Genomic DNA, 19,411 nt, shown 5'->3' with positions numbered 1-19,411 from the left:
CCGACTGTGCCCCTGCTGTTTCGACCACAGCGGCACGCACTCTCCGCACGCGAATAGCTCGGTTCGAGCGATGCGGTCTTGAATCGCCACCGCGATCGTGACAACCTACATGAGAATGATGTTCTACCGTGAACAGTCACTTTCGGGCACCAATTCGGGTGCCGTTTCCTCCACCCGAGACGACGATCGTTGTCTTCCCATCCGAGAAAGGCGTTGAATTTGGTGACGAATAGCTCGAGTCTGGCAGTGCGCGATGTGCCCGCAGCGTTGACCAGCCACTACGAAGCGATGGGGTGGTGGAGCCGGGAATCACTCGGCGAGATCCTCGCAGAAGGACTGGAGAAGCATTCCGACAAGGGCTTTCATGTGCACTCGGTTGTCAGGCCCTATTCGGGCACGTTCGCCGATGTCGAGGTCGTCGCCCGTCGGCTCGCCGCCGGGCTGCGCGCGCGAGGTGTCGGACCCGGCGACGTGATCGCGTTCCAGCTGCCCAACTGGATGGAGGCAGCAGCAACCTTCTGGGCGTCGGCGCTGCTCGGCGCAGTCACGGTCCCCATCGTCCACTTCTATGGTCCCAAAGAACTGGGCTTCATCCTCGACAACGCCCGACCACGCGTGTTCATCACCGCCGAGCGATTCGGACGGATGGCGTACACCCCGGAGCCGAGCGCGCACGTGCCGATCGTCGGCGTGGTCGACAGGGACTTCGACGACCTGTTCGCTGCGGAGCCGATGCCGGGCGTGCTCGAAGTCGATCCGGCGGCCCCGGCTCTGATCGCATATACCTCCGGGACGACGCGAGACCCGAAGGGTGTCATCCACACCCACCAGACCCTGGCATTCGAAACCCGGCAACTGTTGTCCGGCTACGAACCCGACCGTGGACGGCAACTCACCGCCCTGCCCGTGGGCCACTTCATAGGGATGTTGGGCGCGTTCCTCTTTCCGCTTGTAGAAGGAACTCCTGCGGATCTGTGCGACGAATGGGATCCCACCCGAGTGCTCGCCCTGATGAACTCCGATGGGGTGGCGATCGGCGGCGGACCGCCCTATTTCGTCACCAGTCTGCTCGAGCACCCCGACTTCACTTCCGACCACCTTCGCCACTTCGGGCCCATCGGCTTGGGTGGGTCCACGGTGCCGGCAGCCGTCACGCGGCGCCTGACCGATCTCGGTCTCCTCGTGACTCGGTCGTATGGAAGCACCGAGCATCCTTCTGTCACGGGCTCGCTCACCACCGCACCCGAGGACAAGCGTTTGCTCACCGATGGACGACCCCGACTCGGGGTCGAGATTCGACTGACCGACGATGGAGAGATTCTCAGTCGCGGGCCCGACCTCTGCGTCGGCTACACCGATGCGAGTTTGACCGCACGAGCCTTCGACGATGAGGGCTGGTATCACACCGGCGACATCGGGATCGTCGACGACGACGGGTATCTCACCGTCACCGACCGCAAGTCCGACATCATTATCCGCGGTGGCGAGAACATCGCGGCGGCGGCCGTCGAAGACACCCTTCTCACGATGCCTGCCATCGTCGAGGCCGCTGTCGTCGCCGCTCCCGACCCCCGTTTCGGTGAGCGTGCAGCGGCGGTGCTGCGACTGAAGCCAGGGCACCCCATGCCGTCGTTGGACGAGGTTCGTCAACACTTCGCGGCGGCGGGGGTGGCGCGCCAGAAGTGGCCGGAGGAACTGCACGAAGTCGACGATTTTCCGCGGACCCCATCCGGAAAGGTGCAGAAGCACCGAGTGCGGCAGCACGTCGCGGAGGTCGGGCGGCGGAGTGGAGTGTCCATCGAACAGGAGGCATCGCATGCGTGAAGAAGAGTATGTCGTCGATATCGACCGGGAGATCTGCATGGGATCGGGCGTGTGCGTGTCGTACGCCGCCGACGCCTTCGTCATCGGAAACGATGCCAAGGCCGACGTGCAGCAATCGGTCGTGACCAAGTCGGCGGACGTCGAGGTCGCAGTAGCCGCATGCCCCACGGGAGCAATCACTCTGGCTTTGCGTTCGGGTGACACGGACGGTGTCCGCGCAGCCTCACCCGGCCATTCGGAGGAAAAGGATTCTCACGATGACTGATGACAACTCGCCGCAGAAACAGGCGTTCGCGGGAGTACGCGTAGTCGAACTCGCCCAGTGGGTGTTCGTGCCGGTCGCCGCAGCGCTACTGGCCGACTGGGGGGCGGACGTCATCCGGATCGAGCCGCCGGAGGGAGATCCGTATCGTGGACTCGCAACCCAGGGGGTAGGCACCGATCGCGGTGGACCCAATCTCTCCATGGCCCTCGCCAACCGCGGCAAACGATCGATCGCGCTGGATGTGCGGCGCGCGGAAGGCTTGGCGGTCCTGCACCAATTGCTCGAATCTGCCGACGTGTTCATCACCAGTCTTCGCCCCAGCGCGCTCGAGCGACTCGGGCTCGACGCCGACACCGTCCGGAAACGATACCCGCGCCTGATCTACGCGCGCGGACACGGATTCGGTGCCCGCGGTCCCGATGCCGACAAACCCGGTTACGACAGCTCGGCATTCTGGGCTCGAGGCGGAGTCGGTCACGTGCTCACCCCCACCGAACGCGAGTATCCGATCAGCCAACGCGGTGCCATGGGCGACCGCAACGGTGCAATGGCGCTGGCCTTCGGGATCGCAACCGCCCTCCTCGAACGTGCCAAGACCGGAATGGGCACCACTGTCGACGTGTCGCTGCTCGCTACCGCGATGTGGATGCTGTCGTCGGATCTGCTTGCAGCCCTCAACGGTGGTGACGTGGCGGCGGTGACCGGTCGAGGGCCGGGCGTCAATCCCCTCACCGGGACCTATATGACCCGGGACCGTCGGCACATCCAGCTGATGTTTCTCCAAGGTGACCGGTACTGGCCGGCATTCGCCCGCCTCATCGGTCGTGAGGACCTCGTCGAGGATCCCCGCTTCGTGAACATGGCTGCCCGCAGGGCAAACAGTGCCGCGTGCATCGAGGAACTCGACGGGGTCTTCGCCAAGCACACGCTGGAGGAATGGAAACACCTACTCGCCGAGCTTGATGCACCATGGGCGCCCGTCCAGTCGGTACACGAGGTGGTCGACGATCCGCAGGTGGCAGCCAACGGATACATCGGCGAGGTTCGACTCGACGACGGACTCGTCTACCGACTGCCCACTGTGCCGGTCCAGTTGAATCACGAACCTCCGGCACTACGTCGCGCTCCGGAACACGGCGAACACACGGAGGCGGTGCTGCTCGAGCTCGGCTACGACTGGGAGCGAATCGGATCGCTCAACGAGAAAGGCGTCATACCGTGACCGCCCACCGTCCACTGCCGCTACCTGACGCGAACTCGAAACCGTACTGGGCGGCGGCGGCCCAACGTGTACTCGCACTGCCACGTTGTCGACGTTGCCACGGCTTCGCACTGCCACCCGACAGCGTGTGCCCGAACTGTGGTTCGAGCACCCCCGAGTTCGAGTTCGTTCCGGTCAGCGGACACGGCACCGTCCGGTCGTGGACAATTGTTCGTCGGTCCTTTCTTCCCGGATTCGATGACATTCTTCCGTTCGTGCTGGTCGACGTCGAACTCCGTGAGCAAACAGAGCTGCGGATGATCGGCCGGTTACTCGATGGCATCGACGTCGAGCTCCGCGTCGGGACCCCTGTTTCCATAGCCTTCGAGGACTTGTCTCCTGAAATCTCCCTCCCGGCCTTCGAGCTTGCCGGATGAGCGACGGGTTCGGAGCACGCAACAAGGTCGCGATCGTGGGGTACGCGCACAGCGACATTCACCGCACGGCCGACCGATCCCTCGGTGCCGTAGCGGTCGAGGTGGCACGTGCGGCGATCGAGGACGCAGGACTTCGAGTAGGGCAGGTGGACGGTTACGTCAGCTCCAGTCTGCTGCCGAGTTCAGGTGGCCGGACTCCGGAGGACGGCGTCAGCATCGTCTCGTCCACATGGCTGGCGCAGCGACTCGGCGGCAACCCTCGGTACGTCGCCGGCTTCGACGGCATCGGTCAGCTGACGGGCTCGGTGGCAATGGCAGTCAACGCCCTCGTCAGTGGAGCTGCCGACTACGTCGTGGTGCATCGTGCACTGCACAATCCTCCCGGTAGATACCACGGCAACTCGCTCCAACAGGCTCACGGTCTACAGCAATGGACGGCACCGCAGGGTTTTTTCGGCCCTCTGGCCATGATCGCTCTCCCGTACAACGAGTACGTGCAGCGCTTCGGCGCCCGACCGGAGTCGATGGCCGCGGTTGTGATCGAAGCTCGTAAGAACGGCGCGCGCATTCCTTGGTCGTACTGGTACGACCGACCACTCGATACCGAGGAATACCTGTCGGCTCCGAAATTGTTCGATCCCGTATCCCGCTACGACTGTGACATCCCCGTCGACGGGGTCGCGGCCTTCGTCCTCACCACCGCGGACCGCGCGAAGGGCCTCCCGCACGCGCCCGTATACATCTCCGGTTATGCAAGCAGCACACCGACCCGTCGGCGACTTCCGCTGCATTGGCCCTTGGACGACATCTTCGACAGCGGAACACTATTGGCTCGCCGACTGAGGGAAAGTTCGGGGATCTCGATGCGCGAGGTCGACCTTCCGCAGGTTTACGACGGTTTCTCTCCTTTCGTGTGGTTCTGGCTCGAAGTGCTGGGTTTGTGTCCCCAGGGGGAGGCGCACCGCTTCGTGGAGGCCGGCGGTATCGACAGTGACCTCCCCGGCGCGATACCTGCCCTGTCGGGGGGCGGCGCCCTCGGAAACGGTCGAATGCACGGCATTCCGCAGATGCTCGAGTGCTATCTACAGCTGTCCGGACGAGCCGGCCTGCGTCAACGCACGACCGCCACGACCGCCGTGGCGTGCCATTCCTCGCCTCATTACGGCGGTGCAGTCGTGTACTCCGCATACCCGTTCTGAAAAAATAGAATGTGACTCTCGTAAGTACGAGAATTATGTTCTACTGCTAGCAGTGATAAGGAGTCGAGTTGAACGTCCTATCTGAACGCCGAACCTATGTGGCCGGAGACTGGATCACCGGCGAGAGCCCCATCAGCGTCGAAAACCCGGCCGACGAAAGCCATGTCGCCGATGTGACTGCCACGCCCCTCGTAGAGGTCGAGCGCGCCATCGTCGCGGCACGGCGCGCTTTCGACGACGGAGTATGGGCCGATCGCACGCCTCGAGACCGTGCTCGAGTGCTGCATGCACTGGTCGACCACATCGAAGCAAACCATAAGATACTGGTCGACACACTCGTCGCCGAGGCCGGCCAGCCGATCAAGTTCGCGGATGAAACACAGTGTCGCGGAGGCATCGCGATCGCGCGGCAGACAATCGACTTGTACCTGTCGATGCCGCACGAGGAAGCCAATCCTGTTCCGGTCGACGATCTGGTGCGAGGGCGGGTCGCCCTCAGCATCCGGCGGCACGAACCGGTAGGGGTGGTCGCTGCGATCACGCCTTACAACGCCGCTTTGATCATGGCTCTGCAGAAGCTGATTCCTGCGCTGATGGCCGGCAACTCGGTCATCTTGCGTCCGAGCCCGCTGACGCCGATTTCATCGCTGATTTTCGGTAAGGCAGCGGACGTGGCCGGCCTTCCCCCCGGCGTGCTGAGTGTGGTGGCCGAAGCGGGTATGGAGGGTGCGCAACTGTTGACGACTCATCCGGCGGTGGACATGGTGTCCTTCACCGGATCGACTGTCGTGGGGCGCAGCATTATTGCGCAAGCGGCCCCGACAGTGAAGCGACTCTCGCTCGAACTCGGGGGCAAGTCCGCGCAGATCTACCTGCCCGATGCGCTCGAGCGGGTCGGCATGGGTGCTCTCGCCGTGGTGGCGCGCACCGCGGGCCAGGCCTGTGTGGCCGCGACGCGAATGCTGGTGCCCCAGGAACGTAAAGAGGAAGTACTCGAAGTGGTTTCTGCTGCGTACGGCTCGATCCCGGTGGGTGCACCCACCGACCCGTCAACATTGATCGGACCCGTGATCAGCGCGCCGCAACGCTCCAAGTGCGAACAGTTCGTACAGCTCGCCGAGGAGCACGGCGCCAAGGTCAGGGCAGGCGGTCGGCGCCCGGAGCATTTCGATCGAGGCTACTACTTCGAGCCCACTGTGCTGGATCTCCCCGACAACACGAACCCAGCTGCACAGGAGGAAATCTTCGGGCCGGTGATCAGTGTGATCGGCTACCGAGACATCGACGACGCGGTGAGAATCGCCAACGACAGCATCTACGGGCTGTCCGGCCAGGTATACAGCCGCGATGCGGCAGCAGCACTGGCCGTTGCCCGGCGCGTGCGCGCCGGCGCCGTCAACGTCAACACCACCGTATTCAGCGCATATGCGCCGAGCGGCGGTTACAAGCAGAGCGGGCTCGGTCGCGAACGGGGTCCGGAGGGCATCCGCGAATTCCAGGAAGTCAAGCACATGTCGATAGGAGAACTGCCGAAATGAGCAACGAGACGAACACCACCGAGTACAACCTGGATTGGCTGATCTCGGTGGACGATCACATCCTCGAGCCCCCGAACCTCTGGGTCGACCGAGTACCGAAAAAAGATCGGGACCGCGCCCCCCACATGATCAAGGATGACAAGACGGGGATGGACGTCTGGGTCTACGACGGCAAGAAGTTCCCGAGTAGCGGCCTGAGCGCCGTGGCAGGCAAATCCAAAGAGGAGTTCAGCCCCGAACCGCTGAACTACAGCGACATGCGTCCGGGTTGCTACGACGCGCTGGAACGCGTCGAGGATATGAACCGCGCAGGAATCCTTGCGTCGCTGTCGTTTCCGACCATCACCCGATTCTGTGGTCAGCTCTTCATGGAAGCGAGCGACCGCGAGTTCGGGTTCACGTGCCTGCAGGCGTACAACGATTGGCACATCGAGGAATGGGCCGGCGCGGCACCGGGACGTTTCATCCCGTTGATGCTGATTCCGCTATGGGATCCGAAACTCGCGGCCAAGGAGATGGAACGCTGCGCGGAGAAGGGCGTGACTTCTTTCTGCTTCTCAGAGAATCCCGAGCCTCTCGGACTGCCGACCATCCATGACAAGGACCGCTACTGGGACCCGGTGTTCGCCGCAGCCAACGACCTCGAGATGGTCGTCTCGATGCACGTCGGCTCGTCGTCCACGGTGCCCCGGATCTCCGCGGACGCCCCGTTCATGGCGAACCTGTCCTGGGGTGCGACCCGCACTTCGGGTGCGATGCTGACGTGGCTGTTCAGCAGCGTGTTCCAACGTTTCCCCAACCTCAAGATCGCCTTGTCCGAAGGGGAGATCGGGTGGATCCCGTACTTCCTCGAGCGGGCCGAACAAGTGCTCGACAAGCAGCGGTACTGGGTGCAGCGGGGAGCCAATTTCACCGGACATGCAGGTATGGACACCGACTTGGGCGCGCTCAACGTGCGCGAGGTGTTCCGCAAGCACATCTTCGGATGCTTCATCGAGGACCATCACGGGATCGCGAGTATCGACGAGATCGGTGAGGACAACATCATGTGCGAAACCGACTACCCGCACTCGGATTCGACGTGGCCCAACTGCATCTCGGCAGTCAAGAAGCAGATCGACCACCTCTCACCCGAAGTCCAGTACAAGATTCTGCGAGGCAACGCCGAGCGACTGTACCGCTTCACCCCGGCCGAGCCGCCGGTGCTGCCCCATGTCTGACCATGTCGCCATGTGCGAGTTCTTCGCAATAGAACGGAGTTCTGTATGAGCGGGCTGTTCGTAGACAAGAGTGTGATCGTCACAGGTGCCGCTTCCGGGGTGGGACGGGCGACGGCCGTACGTTTCGCCGGCGACGGTGCGCGAGTGGTCTGTGCGGACATCGATGTCGATGAGGCGAAGGCGACCGTTCGCCTCATCGAGAGTGCCGGGGGCAACGCCATCGCGATGGGTGTCGACGTCTCTCGCGAGGACCAGGTCGAGGCCATGGTCGCGGCCGCCGTCGAGCAGTACGGTCGGCTCGACGTGCTTGTCAACAACGTCGGCATCCCGACACCGCGGCTCGGTGCGCTGCTCGAAGATCACACGCTGGACGACTTCAACCGGTTGGTGTCGGTGAATCTCGGTGGTGTCTTCTTCGGGTGCAAGCACGCGGTGCTGCGCTTCAAAAAACAAGGTACCGGCGGCACGATCGTGAACACCGCATCGGTCGCGGGCATCGTTGCCTGGGGCGGATCGCTCTACGGAGCGACCAAAGGCGCGGTACTGCAGTTGACACGCGCGTTGGCGATCGAAGGCGCACCTCACGACATCCGGGTCAACGCCATCTGCCCCGCAGGGATGCCCGCGACCGGTTTCATGGCCGCCGGCGGCATGGATCCCGCGCTGAGCGCACGTGTCGAGACCACGGTGGCGGCACAACATCCACTGGGCCGCGCCGTTACCGCTGAGGACTGCGCGGAGGCGATCTTGTTCCTCGCGTCCGACCGGGCACACAACATCACGGGCGTGGCCATGCCCGTCGACGGAGGATACGTAGCACGATGACGACCACTTCACTCGACCGCCACCGAATGCGGGAACTGTTCGATCTTCGAGGTTCGTACAACGAGCTCACCGGAGGCCTCTATGGCGAGGACCCGTATCCGATCTGGCGTCGGCTCCGCAGCGAGCGGCCGGTGCATCGGGGGACCGTGCACGAACTCACGGGAATCTCGGATCAACTTTACTTTCAGGGGCTTCCGTTTCCGGACCGGCCTCACTTCTCGGCATTCAGCTTCGAAGCATGCAACGAAGCCTTTCGAAATCCGAAGGTGTTCGCCTCGTCCCCCGAGGCAGTCGATGTCGATCCGGAGAAGGGTTCACTCGGACACAACAGCATGTTGTCGATGGGTGGCGTGCAGCATCGACGATATCGCGGTCTCGTACAACCGTCGTTCCTTCCGTCGAACGCCGAGTGGTGGATCCGTAACTGGATCGAGGAAACCGTCCACCTGCTCATCGACGGCTTCGTCGGCGACGGGAGCGCCGAACTCAACGTCGACTTCTGTGCTGCCATTCCGGTGCTCACTATCACGGGCAGTTTCGGTGTCCCGATGGATCAGGCCCTCGATATCCGCGCCGCGTTGACACGCGACCACCAGAAGATCGTCGAGATCCTTATGCCGATCGTTGCTGCGCGGCGCGAAGAACCACAGGACGACCTGATCAGCGTCCTGGTACAGGCAGAACTCCCGGATGCGGACGGTGCTGCCCAACGACTCTCCGATGCGGAGATCTATACCTTTTCGCTACTCCTTCTCGCTGCGGGGTCGGGCACCACATGGAAGCAGATGGGCACCACCCTCACCGCACTGCTGCAACGTCCGGAGGTCCTGGAGGCGGTGCGCAACGATCGACAGTTACTGCGCGCTGCCATCGAAGAAACTTTGCGATGGATGCCCACCGATCCGATGTTCTCCCGTTGGGTCACCGAAGACATCGACTTCTACGGTCAGGAGATTCCGAAGGGCTCGGTCATACATCTGTGCGTGGGTGCGGCAAATCGCGATCCGGAAAGATGGGAGCGTCCCGAGGAGTACGACATCACCCGCCCCACAAGGTCCACATTGGCGTTCGGCCAAGGTGTCCACACGTGCCTCGGCATGCACGTGGCGCGTGGCGAGATGACGGTGGGTATCAACGCACTGCTGGATCGGCTTCCCGGCCTGCGCCTCGACCCTGCAGCCGAGCAGCCCCGGATCGTCGGAATGTACGAACGAGGCGCCACCGCCATACCCGTGCTCTTCGATACGGAACGAGATAGCGATGTCTGAGAAAAACTATGCTTCACCGGATCTTTCGCTCAGAGGTGACGAACACGTCCGGGTCTACCAACAGACCGGAGGGGAAGTCGGCTATCTCTGGAATGGTGTACCGATACTGCTCCTCACCGTGACAGGTCGGCGTTCCGGACGGCGATTGACGTCAGCTCTGATCTTCGCGCGCGACGGTGAGGATTTGCTGGTGGTCGCCTCGAAGGGAGGCGCCCCGAAGCATCCGCTGTGGTATGTCAACCTGCAGGAGAACCCGCACGCGGAGGTGCAGGTCAAGGACCGGAAGATGCAGGTCGTCGCAAGGACCGCCTCGAAGGCAGAAAAGCCTCGACTCTGGAAGATCGTGACGGACACGTGGCCCAACTACGACACCTACCAGGCGCGCACCGATAGGGATATCCCCGTCGTGGTGCTCACGCCGACATGACGCCGACTAGGATTTGTCAGCATGTCCTGGGTTGAGGAACGCGCAGTCGAACGGTCGACAGCGGTACAGCGCTCGCGCAGTCGCATCGAGAATCACGTGCGATCGATTCTCGATGCCGCACACCGGCTCGTGCTGCTCAAGGGCGACTCGTTCACCACCCAGGAACTCGCGAAGGAGGCAGGAGTCGCACTCCAGACCTTCTACCGCTACTTCACCAGCAAAGATGAACTCCTTCTGGCAGTCATCGGTGACGGCTTGAGTGATGCGTGCCGCCGGTGGTCCGTGGCGGCCGATGACCTGACGGATCCTCTGCAGCGCCTGCGGTTCTTCGTGACGTCGCCGTTGAGCGGACTGGACGGCGAACACCGTCGCCACACGCTCGCCCAATTCATCGTGTCGACGCATTGGCAGTTGCAGCGTGTCTTCCCGAAGGAACTGGCCCAGGTCGAGCAACCGTTGGTCGACCTGTTGCACACCGAAATCCGCGCCGGTGTCGCAGCCGGCCTTCTGACCTCCACCAACACCGAGAAAGACGCGTGGTTCATCGCCGAGCTCGTTCGGTCGGTGTACCACCACTACGCCTACGCCACCGGTGATATCGGTGACGTGCAGGAGCAGCTCTGGCAGTTCTGCCTGAAAGCACTCGGCGGCTCTGCGCGCTGAAGGCCAACGTACGGTCACTCTCCTGTTCAGCGGAACTGTTCGATCCCAGCTCATTCGCGTGCCTGTGTCAGGGGCCGGGATGACACGCACCTCGGCGTCCCTGCGTTGCACGCACACTGTCGAATCCACTGCCCACCCGCTTGCATTGATCGAGAGGTTCCCGTGGTCCGATCCAGACGTATACCGAAACTGCCCAGCGCAATACTGTCGATAGTGTTGTGCATGTTCGTCGCCGGCTGTGGCGCCGGGAACGGCGCCACAGCCGGCGCGGCATCCGAAAACGAAGGTGAGCCCGTCTCGGGTGGTACGGCGCGAGTGCTGCAGGTCGCCGAGCCGCAGTCCCTCGACCCCGCCAAACTGTCCAACACCTGGGCGCACATGGCCACCTTGGGAAATGCCCTGTACGGCACGTTGATGATCAACGATATCGAGAACTTCGACATCGAATACAAGATGGCCACCGACTTCAGTTCGACCGACGGCGGCCAGACCTTCACCTTGACACTGCGACCTGGACTGACATTCACCGACGGAACCCCCCTGGACGCTGCCGCGGTGAAGTACAACTGGGACCGGTTGAAGGACCCACAGATCGGCTCGACGGCGGGCCGGCACGCAGTACAAGTCGCAAGCAGCGAGGTCGTCGATCCCACTACCCTGAAAGTCACACTGGCGGCGCCGAACCCGTATTTCGCACAAGGGCTCGTCGCGGGGGCAATGAACTGGATCGCCTCACCGACCGCACTGGACAAGGGCACCACATCATTCGACGAGAACCCAGTGGGGGCCGGACCGTTCACACTGGTCGACTGGACACGTCAAAGCGACATCGAACTCCAGAAGAACCCCGGATACTGGGACGCTCCCAAGCCGTACCTCGACCGCCTGACGATCCGTACGGCCCACGACGCCAACCAGCGCATGAACGCCATGACCACCGGCGCGGCGGATCTCGCGTCCGAATCCAGCGCGAGCAACATCCGCAAGGCCGAAACTCAAGGGCTGCGCTACGAGGTCGTCCCCACCGGTGGAGGCCAGATCATCGCGATGAATCAACGTCGCGCACCGTTCGATGACATACGTGCACGACAAGCCGTTCAGTTGGCACTCGATCCCGACAACCTCAATACCGTCGTGTACAACGGCGAGGGCGCGGTACCTACATCGCTGTTCCCGGAGGGATCCCCTTACTACACCGGAGCTCCTCTTCCGGAAACGAACAGTGAAGAGGCACAAAAGCTGTTCGATGCCCTTGCAGCTGAAGGCAAGCCGGTCTCTTTCACCTTCATGTCCTATCCAGCCAGCGAGAGCAAGATGCTTGCCGAAGCCGTACAGGCACAACTGAGCGCCTACGACAACGTCGATGTGAAGGTCGAGATGCACGACATCACCAACGCGCATGCGCGAACGGCAAGCCGCGACTTCGATATGTCGATCACGTCCGCGATCGTCCAGGATCCCGACTACGCACTGTGGACGGCTTTCCATTCCACCTCGGCAGGCAACTTCATGGGTGTCAACGATCCCGAACTGGACGCGGCACTCGACCGCGGACGAGTGTCCGAATCACAGGACGAGCGCGTCGATGCCTACACCGCTGCGCAGGAACGCCTCGACGAACTCGCTGTCGGGGTGTGGTACACACGAGCAACGCCCTCTGTCACCTATGGTGACAATCTCCACGGCGTAACGCTCTATACTCTGGGATCCCCACTGCCGGAAGAGCTCTGGGTCAGCTGATCGAAGGGTTCCCGGCTGGGCGGAGAACGCATACTGTCCGTTGTCGTGCGCTCAGCAGGGAACCCCATTCGAGCCGACAAGTCCGATGAGTCCGCACCGCTCCCACCACGGTACCGGCGGGCACAGTGGCTGAGCAGCACACCCTACCGACCCCCAACGTCTGAGCGGGTGGCATCAGTTCGGCCTGAACCCGACCGAAGATATCGATCGGACCGGGTTGGCCGGAATTCTGCGGCTCTGGACCGAGGACGCTGCCCGGCTCACCAGCGGCAAGGCCATGATGAGCAGTCAGGACCGCAAGCCTGTCTTCAGGGCACTTCCCACTCGCATGCGGTGGACGTGCGACGAGCCTTGTTCCCCTCGAACCGTTCGAGCTGACGTTGCTCGACTCCCGAGCTTTCGCGTCACCACAACTTGACGTTGCCCGGTCGTGGCTACTCCGTCACCGGGTGGGGATCAAGATGCTGCGTTAGCTGAGTCCACCATCGGTGACGAGTTACAAGCTCAACCTCGTCCGAACAGCGCGGTCGACGTAGACGCGCGACGGCGGCCCGATCCGGTTCTGGAACGTGCGGGTAGCGCACGAAGCGGTTTTCGATACAGTGCCACAGCCGCTCGGGCTCGCTACCGCGGCAGGCGCGGTCAACGAGATCGGCGCGATGGTCGCCCTTTCGTGAGGTCGCCGTGGTTGTCGCCGTGCCGTGGCCGGCTTCGGTTATGGGCGTCGGATCAGGTGCAGACGCGCGATGCGACGGCCATCGAGTTCGTCCACGGTGAGCCGGTGCCCGTCGCACTCGACGGATTCGCCACCGCGCGGCAGTTGTTGCAGGCGGTGCAGGACGTAACCGGCAACGGTGTCGTAGGGACCGTCGGGTAACTCGATGCCGGTCAGGCGGGAGAAGTCGTCGATGTGCAGGCGTCCGTCGATCGGTTGGGTGCCGATCGAAGAGGGCTGTTGGGCGGCCGGTCCGATGGCGGTGACATCATCGATGGATTCGAATTCATCGCCGATCTCACCGACGATCTCTTCGACAATGTCCTCGATGGTCACGATGCCGGCAGTGCCGCCGTACTCGTCGATGACCACGGCGATCTGCGCGTTGCCCCGTCGCATGACCGTCAGCGCGGCCAGGGCCGGTTTGGAACCGGGCAGGGCCAGGATGGGACGGCACAGGTCGGCGACCCGCTCGGGTCCGGTCACAGGGTCGGCGACGAGCAGATCCCGCAGGTGCACGAATCCGACCACATGATCGACGGTGTCGGCCGTGATCGGGAAACGACTGTGTGCCGTGTTCAGTGCGATGGTGCGAGCCGTCGGGATCGAGGTGTCGGCGTCGAGGAAGTCCACTTCGGTGCGTGGCCGCATCACCTCGGTGAGGCACCGTGCTCCGGCGTCGAAGACTTCGGTGAGCACACTGCGCTCGTCGGTCGGAAGAGCATCGTGCTCGATCAACATGTCGCGTAGCTCGTCGTGGGTGATCTCTTCGTTCTTGCGGGACGGATCGGCGCCGAGCAGGCGCACCAGGGTGTCGGTGGAGACCGAGAGCAACCAGATCACCGGGCGCATCAGAGTGGCGAAGCGATCCAGCGCCGGGGCGGTGACCAGTGCCGTGCTGGTGGCGCGTTGGAGGGCGATACGTTTGGGTACCAGCTCGCCCAGCACCAGGGATAGATACGCGATGACCAAGGTGGTGCCGATCAAGGCTGCGGCGTTGGCGACGCTCTCGGACAATCCCCACTGGCGCAGTGTCGGAGCAAGATCGGGGGCGAGGGTGGAGGCACCGTAGGCGGCCGAGAAGAACCCGGCGACGGTCACCCCGATCTGCACCGCGGACAGGAACCGGTTGGGGTCGCGCGCGAGGGTGGCGGTGCGTCGACCGCGTCCCCCACGCCGGTCGAGTTCGCGGATCTGGCTTTCGCGCAAAGACACCAACGCGATTTCAGTGGCAGCGAACACGCCGCCGACGAGTACGAAGACCAGTACCAACGCCAGGTTGACGAGTGTGTCGGCGGTCATGGCGCCGTGTTGTGCTCAGCTCGAAGGGGTGGGGGTTTCGGACCGTTGTCCATACTCCGTACTCCTCGCCGGTGGCTTCCAGTCTAGGGAAGCGCAGCAATGCGGGCAGTGGGTTGTGAGAACGTGACGAAGCTACCCGCGTGGCCGCGTTGACCGAGGCATCTGTGACGGAGCTCCGTGCCGGCGAGCCCGACAGATCGTCGGTCTGCCGGCACTCGCTGAAGTTGGATCTGAAGCACTTCGCGTGATTGGGTTGTGGCCCTGCGTTACCGGGTGTGGAGGACGCGTTCGAGGAGTGGGTCGAGGGTTGCGCGCTCGTACTTCCGTCGTTCGAGCATTTTGATGCGATTGATGTGGCATTCGACGGGCCCGGAGTTGTGGGAGAGAGGCAGCCCTGCTGTGACGGCACCGATGTCTCGGGGTAGTCCGATGGCGAAAGTGCGCAGTGCGGGTTCTTCATCGGTGTCGACGGCGCTGATCCAGGCGGTCGGGTCGCGTCCGCGGCGTTCGGCCATGATGTTGACGAACTCGTGCACGAGGCGGTGGGTAGTAACCAGCGGGGGACTGCGCTCGAGTAGCGCATCGGGCTGGTGCCGGTTGTCGTCGGTGAAGCGGTCGGGATGGTGGGTCAACCCGCCGTGGCCCGCCGGACGCTGGGTCCAAGGGCGGCTGCAGGTGGTGGCGGACGGTCTAGGCACTGTGTGCCGCATGAGACATCCCTGGTTCAGGGGCAGGAATTTGCAGGGATCAGAAGTTGCCGCGGGCACCCTGTTCGCGTTCGATCGCCTCGAACAGGGCTTTGAAGTTGCCGATGCCGAATCCGAGTGAGCCGTGACGCTCGATCAATTCGAAGAACACGGTGGGCCGGTCTACCAGGGCACGGTGAAGATCTGCAGCAGGTAGTCATCCTCATCGCGGTCGACGAGGACGCCTCGCTTTTTCAGTTCCTCGATCGGCACGCGCACCCCACCGATCCGGGATCGCAACCGGGGGTCGTCGTAGTACGAGTCCGGGGTGGAGAGGAATTCGATGCCTTCGGGGGTGAGTTGGTCGACGGCGGTGAGTATGTCGTTGGTGACCAGGGCGAGATGCTGGGCGCCGGGTCCGCGATGGAAGTCGAGGTACTCGTCGATCTGCGAGCGCTTCTTGGCAATTGCTGGTTCGTTGAGCGGGAACGTGACCCGGTGGTTGCCGTCGGCGACCACCTTGCTCATCAGTGCGGAGTAGTCGGTGGCGATGTCTTCACCGACGAATTCGGCGATGTTCGTGAAACCCATGACGCGGTTGTAGAAGTCGACCCAGTCGTCCATCCTACCGAGTTCGACGTTGCCGACCACGTGGTCGAGGGCCTGGAAGATCCGCTTCGGTGCGCCGTCACGCTTGCGGTCGGTCGAGGTGCGCTCGACATAGCCGGGGAGGTAGGGGCCGGTGTAGCGGGAGCGGTCGACAAGGGTGTGCGGGTTTCGCCGTAGATGGCGATGGTGGCGATTCGCACGGTGCCGCTAGGTGAAGCCAAGGACAAGCTGTCCGCGTTGGTCGACAGCGCGGAGTCGACTCACGACATCATCACGATCACTAGGCATGGCAAACCGGCGGCAGTGCCTATGTCAGCCGAGGACCTCGAATCGCTGCACGAAACCATTTACTGGCTCTCGCGTTCTGGCACGCGTGAGGCGATCGCTGAGGCGGACCGGGAGTATGCCAGCGGCCGGACGACTTCACTCGAGGATCTGCGCGCCGAATACGGCCTACCGCCGCGGTGACAACGCCACCCGAGAACTACCGTGTCGAGGTTGCAACACCAGCACGCCGTGCTCTTTCGCGACTACCTGGTCGTGTGGTCCACGGCGAGTTGCTCGACCAGCGCCGGTGGTAGGTAGCCGGCGTTGGTCAGCCCGACCCGTCGCCGATCAGGTCGCGCAGCACGAGGAATGGTTCGAGCAGATGTGCGGCTTCTGCCTCCCCGATCGGGAGCGCAGGGTGCGATGCCGACTGCTCCCACAGGTGGGTCAGCGTCGGATCTGCGCGGCGTTCGAGTCGTGCGCGCAACTCTGCCAGTTCCTCAGCCACGGGCATCGGTGCGGTCATCGCGGCGGCGATCACGGTGGTGGCGTCGGCGACATCGAACGCCTCGGGATGCCAGTCGAGCGGTAGCCAACTGCAGGCGTCGTCGATGTCGTCGAACGGGGCTGGGATCGCTGCCGGGTCGCATCCGCCCCGGCCCGGGCTGCCAGCGCTGTATACCCCCCCGATGCTACCGGCGAGTAAATATGGTTCTTATGTTCTCGCACGTAGCCTGATAGTCGATGCGATACCGCACGCGAAGCACTTCGTGAAGCGGACGAACCGACATGGGAGACGAGACAAAAATGAGCGCCGATAAGCAGTCGACCATCATCTACACGTTGACCGACGAGGCACCGTTGCTCGCGACCTACGCCTTCCTGCCGATCGTGCGTACCTTCGCTGGTGCCGCGGGCATCGAGATCGAGTCCAGCGACATCTCGGTGCCGGCGCGGATCCTGGCCGAGTTCCCCGACCGCCTCACGGAAGAGCAGCGCGTCCCGGACAACCTTGCCGAGCTGGGTCGTCTGACGCAACTGGCCGAGACCAACATCATCAAACTGCCCAACATCAGCGCGTCTGTGCCGCAACTCCTGGCCGCCATCAAGGAACTGCAGGGCAAGGGCTACCAGGTCCCGGATTTCCCGGACACCCCGAAGACGGAAGAGGAGCATGCCATCCGGGAGCGCTACGGCAAGATTCTCGGCAGTGCGGTCAACCCGGTCCTGCGTGAGGGCAACTCCGATCGGCGCGCACCCCGGGCGGTGAAGGAGTACGCCCGTAAGCACCCGCACAGCATGGGCGAGTGGTCGATGGCCTCACGCAGCCACGTCGCGCACATGCGGCACGGCGACTTCTACCACGGGGAGAAGTCGATGACGTTGGACCGTCCGCGCAAGGTCCGGATGGAGTTGGTGACCGAGGGCGGCGAGACGATCGTCCTCAAGCCCGAGGTGGACCTGGGTGAGGGCGACATCATGGACAGCATGTTCATGAGCAAGACGGCGTTGCTCGACTTCTACGAGGAACAGATGGAGGATGCGCGCAAGACGGGCGTGATGTTTTCCCTCCACGTCAAGGCGACGATGATGAAGGTCTCGCATCCCATCGTCTTCGGCCATGCGGTGAAGACCTTTTACAAGGACGCCTTCGCCAAGCATCAGGAGCTGCTCGACGAACTGGGCGTCAACGTCAACAACGGCCTCGGTGACCTGTACGACAAGATCGAGACGCTGCCCAGCACGCAGCGCGACGAAATCAAGCAGGACCTGCACAACTGCCATGAGCACCGCCCCGAGTTGGCCATGGTCGATTCCGCCCGCGGCATCTCGAACTTCCATTCACCCAGCGACGTCATCGTCGATGCCTCGATGCCCGCAATGATCCGCTCGGGCGGCAAGATGTACGGCGCCGACGGACGACCCAAGGACGTCAAGGCGGTCATGCCGGAGTCGACTTTCGCGCGCATCTACCAGGAGATCATCAACTTCTGTAAGACGAACGGCGCGTTCGACCCGACGACCATGGGTACCGTCCCCAACGTCGGGCTCATGGCGCAGAAGGCCGAGGAGTACGGCTCGCACGACAAGACCTTCGAAGTTCCGGAGGAGGGTGAGGCCAACTTCGTCGATGTCGAGACCGGTGAGGTGCTGCTCACCCAGCACGTCGAGGCGGGTGACATCTGGCGCATGTGCACCGTCAAGGACGCGCCGGTCCGCGACTGGGTCAAGCTCGCGGTCACCCGGGCACGCAACTCCGGTATGCCGGTCCTGTTCTGGCTCGACCCGTACCGTCCTCACGAGAACGAGTTGATCAAGAAGGTCGAGCTGTACCTGCAGGATCATGACACCGAGGGCCTCGACATCCAGATCATGTCGCAGGTGCGCTCGATGCGATACACGCTGGAGCGGCTGATCCGCGGGATGGACACTATCGCCGCGACAGGCAACATCCTGCGTGATTACCTCACCGACCTGTTCCCGATCCTCGAACTCGGTACGAGCGCCAAGATGCTGTCGATCGTGCCGCTGATGGCGGGCGGCGGCCTTTACGAGACGGGCGCCGGCGGGTCGGCGCCCAAGCACGTCAAGCAGTTGGTGGAGGAGAACCACCTGCGCTGGGATTCGCTCGGTGAGTTCCTCGCGTTGGCTGTAAGCCTGGAGGACCTCGGCATCAAGAATGGCAACAAGCGCGCCAAGATTCTGGCAAACACGCTCGATGCAGCGACCGGCAAGCTGTTGGAGACGGACAAGAGCCCGTCGCGCAAGACAGGCGAGCTCGACAACCGGGGCAGCCAGTTCTACCTCGCGATGTACTGGGCGCAGGAACTTGCCGCGCAGACCGAGGACCCGGAACTCGCAGAACAGTTCGCCCCGCTGGCCGAGACGCTGGCCAGGGACGAGGACACGATCGTGCGGGAGCTGAACGAGGTGCAGGGCTCGCCGGTCGACATCGGCGGCTACTACAGGCCGGACAGGGATAAGACCGTGGCCGTAATGCGGCCGAGTCAGACCCTGAACACCGCGCTGGCGACCGTCAACCCTGAGTCCGGAACCGCACTGTGACAGGGAGATCTGCATCCTTGTGAGTAAGGATCGGACTGAGTCGACGTGACGCGGTAAGGTAGCCGCGCCCGATGGTGTCGTCCATCGGTTCGTCGAGTGCGTGGGGTCGACAGCGACCATTGTGTCCGTTGATCACGTGACTGTGGTGTTTGTTCCCGG

17 protein-coding genes and 1 pseudogene are annotated in these 19,411 nt (G+C 63.2%); 14 read left to right on the top strand and 4 right to left on the bottom strand.

Translation table 11 applies throughout. The annotated features are described in order from the left end of the window. The first annotated feature begins 288 nt into the window (after positions 1 to 288). From GON09_RS06100 to GON09_RS06045, 12 genes are all read left to right on the top strand, one after another. The gene (locus GON09_RS06100; RefSeq protein WP_213934312.1) at positions 289 to 1,824 is read left to right on the top strand and encodes an AMP-binding protein; all 1,536 of its coding nucleotides are present in this window, start codon (positions 289 to 291) and stop codon (positions 1,822 to 1,824) included. Then, on the top strand, positions 1,817 to 2,089 hold the full coding sequence (locus GON09_RS06095; protein WP_213931035.1) for a ferredoxin: 273 nt from the start codon (positions 1,817 to 1,819) through the stop codon (positions 2,087 to 2,089). The genes GON09_RS06100 and GON09_RS06095 overlap by 8 nt, the downstream gene beginning before the upstream one ends. Next, positions 2,082 to 3,311, top strand: a complete 1,230-nt coding sequence (locus GON09_RS06090; RefSeq protein ID WP_213931034.1) for a CaiB/BaiF CoA transferase family protein — start codon at positions 2,082 to 2,084, stop codon at positions 3,309 to 3,311. Before GON09_RS06095 ends, GON09_RS06090 begins: the two co-directional genes overlap by 8 nt. Continuing rightward, positions 3,308 to 3,727: a Zn-ribbon domain-containing OB-fold protein gene (locus GON09_RS06085; RefSeq protein WP_213931033.1), complete on the top strand. Its 420-nt coding sequence runs from the start codon at positions 3,308 to 3,310 to the stop codon at positions 3,725 to 3,727. Before GON09_RS06090 ends, GON09_RS06085 begins: the two co-directional genes overlap by 4 nt. Then, positions 3,724 to 4,926, top strand: coding sequence for a thiolase family protein (locus GON09_RS06080; RefSeq protein WP_213931032.1), 1,203 nt, complete (start codon positions 3,724 to 3,726; stop codon positions 4,924 to 4,926). Before GON09_RS06085 ends, GON09_RS06080 begins: the two co-directional genes overlap by 4 nt. Positions 4,927 to 4,994: 68 nt before the next feature. Then, the gene (locus GON09_RS06075; RefSeq protein WP_213931031.1) at positions 4,995 to 6,464 is read left to right on the top strand and encodes an aldehyde dehydrogenase family protein; all 1,470 of its coding nucleotides are present in this window, start codon (positions 4,995 to 4,997) and stop codon (positions 6,462 to 6,464) included. Further along, positions 6,461 to 7,684 carry an amidohydrolase family protein gene (locus GON09_RS06070; protein WP_060653453.1) on the top strand — a complete coding sequence of 408 codons (1,224 nt, stop codon included), beginning with the start codon at positions 6,461 to 6,463 and terminating at the stop codon, positions 7,682 to 7,684. The genes GON09_RS06075 and GON09_RS06070 overlap by 4 nt, the downstream gene beginning before the upstream one ends. 45 nt (positions 7,685 to 7,729) lie before the next feature. Then, positions 7,730 to 8,509 (top strand): SDR family NAD(P)-dependent oxidoreductase, encoded by a 780-nt coding sequence (locus tag GON09_RS06065; protein ID WP_213931030.1) that lies wholly within the window; start codon positions 7,730 to 7,732, stop codon positions 8,507 to 8,509. Then, the gene (locus tag GON09_RS06060; protein ID WP_213931029.1) at positions 8,506 to 9,777 is read left to right on the top strand and encodes a cytochrome P450; all 1,272 of its coding nucleotides are present in this window, start codon (positions 8,506 to 8,508) and stop codon (positions 9,775 to 9,777) included. The genes GON09_RS06065 and GON09_RS06060 overlap by 4 nt, the downstream gene beginning before the upstream one ends. Beyond that, positions 9,770 to 10,204, top strand: a complete 435-nt coding sequence (locus tag GON09_RS06055) for a nitroreductase family deazaflavin-dependent oxidoreductase (RefSeq protein WP_213931028.1) — start codon at positions 9,770 to 9,772, stop codon at positions 10,202 to 10,204. The genes GON09_RS06060 and GON09_RS06055 overlap by 8 nt, the downstream gene beginning before the upstream one ends. Before the next feature lie 21 nt (positions 10,205 to 10,225). After that, complete coding sequence (locus tag GON09_RS06050) at positions 10,226 to 10,867, top strand: TetR/AcrR family transcriptional regulator (protein ID WP_213931027.1); 642 nt, start codon at positions 10,226 to 10,228, stop codon at positions 10,865 to 10,867. 222 nt (positions 10,868 to 11,089) lie between these two features. After that, a complete protein-coding gene (locus tag GON09_RS06045) occupies positions 11,090 to 12,607 on the top strand; it encodes an ABC transporter substrate-binding protein (protein ID WP_213931026.1) in 1,518 nt (505 codons plus the stop codon). A gap of 715 nt (positions 12,608 to 13,322) precedes the next feature. Here GON09_RS06045 and GON09_RS06040 read toward each other — a convergent pair. From GON09_RS06040 to hppD, 3 genes and pseudogenes are all read right to left on the bottom strand, one after another. Then, on the bottom strand, positions 13,323 to 14,624 hold the full coding sequence (locus GON09_RS06040) for a hemolysin family protein (RefSeq protein ID WP_213931025.1): 1,302 nt from the start codon (positions 14,622 to 14,624) through the stop codon (positions 13,323 to 13,325). Positions 14,625 to 14,890: 266 nt separating this feature from the next. After that, positions 14,891 to 15,334 carry a transposase gene (locus GON09_RS06035; protein ID WP_213931024.1) on the bottom strand — a complete coding sequence of 148 codons (444 nt, stop codon included), beginning with the start codon at positions 15,332 to 15,334 and terminating at the stop codon, positions 14,891 to 14,893. 37 nt (positions 15,335 to 15,371) lie between these two features. After that, positions 15,372 to 16,125 (bottom strand): annotated as a pseudogene (gene hppD, locus GON09_RS06030) (4-hydroxyphenylpyruvate dioxygenase); the annotation flags it as partial. Between hppD and GON09_RS06025 the strand changes: the two are divergent. After that, on the top strand, positions 16,112 to 16,387 hold the full coding sequence (locus tag GON09_RS06025) for a type II toxin-antitoxin system Phd/YefM family antitoxin (protein WP_213934311.1): 276 nt from the start codon (positions 16,112 to 16,114) through the stop codon (positions 16,385 to 16,387). The pseudogene hppD and the gene GON09_RS06025 overlap by 14 nt on opposite strands. Positions 16,388 to 16,514: 127 nt before the next feature. Here the strand turns inward: GON09_RS06025 and GON09_RS06020 are convergent, their stop codons facing one another. Next, a complete protein-coding gene (locus GON09_RS06020; RefSeq protein WP_213931023.1) occupies positions 16,515 to 16,712 on the bottom strand; it encodes a hypothetical protein in 198 nt (65 codons plus the stop codon). A gap of 281 nt (positions 16,713 to 16,993) precedes the next feature. On the opposite strand from GON09_RS06020, the gene GON09_RS06015 reads away from it, so the two are divergent. Further along, positions 16,994 to 19,252 carry an NADP-dependent isocitrate dehydrogenase gene (locus GON09_RS06015; RefSeq protein WP_213931022.1) on the top strand — a complete coding sequence of 753 codons (2,259 nt, stop codon included), beginning with the start codon at positions 16,994 to 16,996 and terminating at the stop codon, positions 19,250 to 19,252. The last annotated feature ends 159 nt before the right edge of the window (positions 19,253 to 19,411 follow it).

The organism is Rhodococcus sp. B50 (assembly GCF_013602415.1).
Classification (GTDB): domain Bacteria; phylum Actinomycetota; class Actinomycetes; order Mycobacteriales; family Mycobacteriaceae; genus Rhodococcus.
The sequence above is the reverse complement of the archived record's forward strand: the minus strand, read 5'-3'. Positions and strand labels throughout refer to the sequence as shown.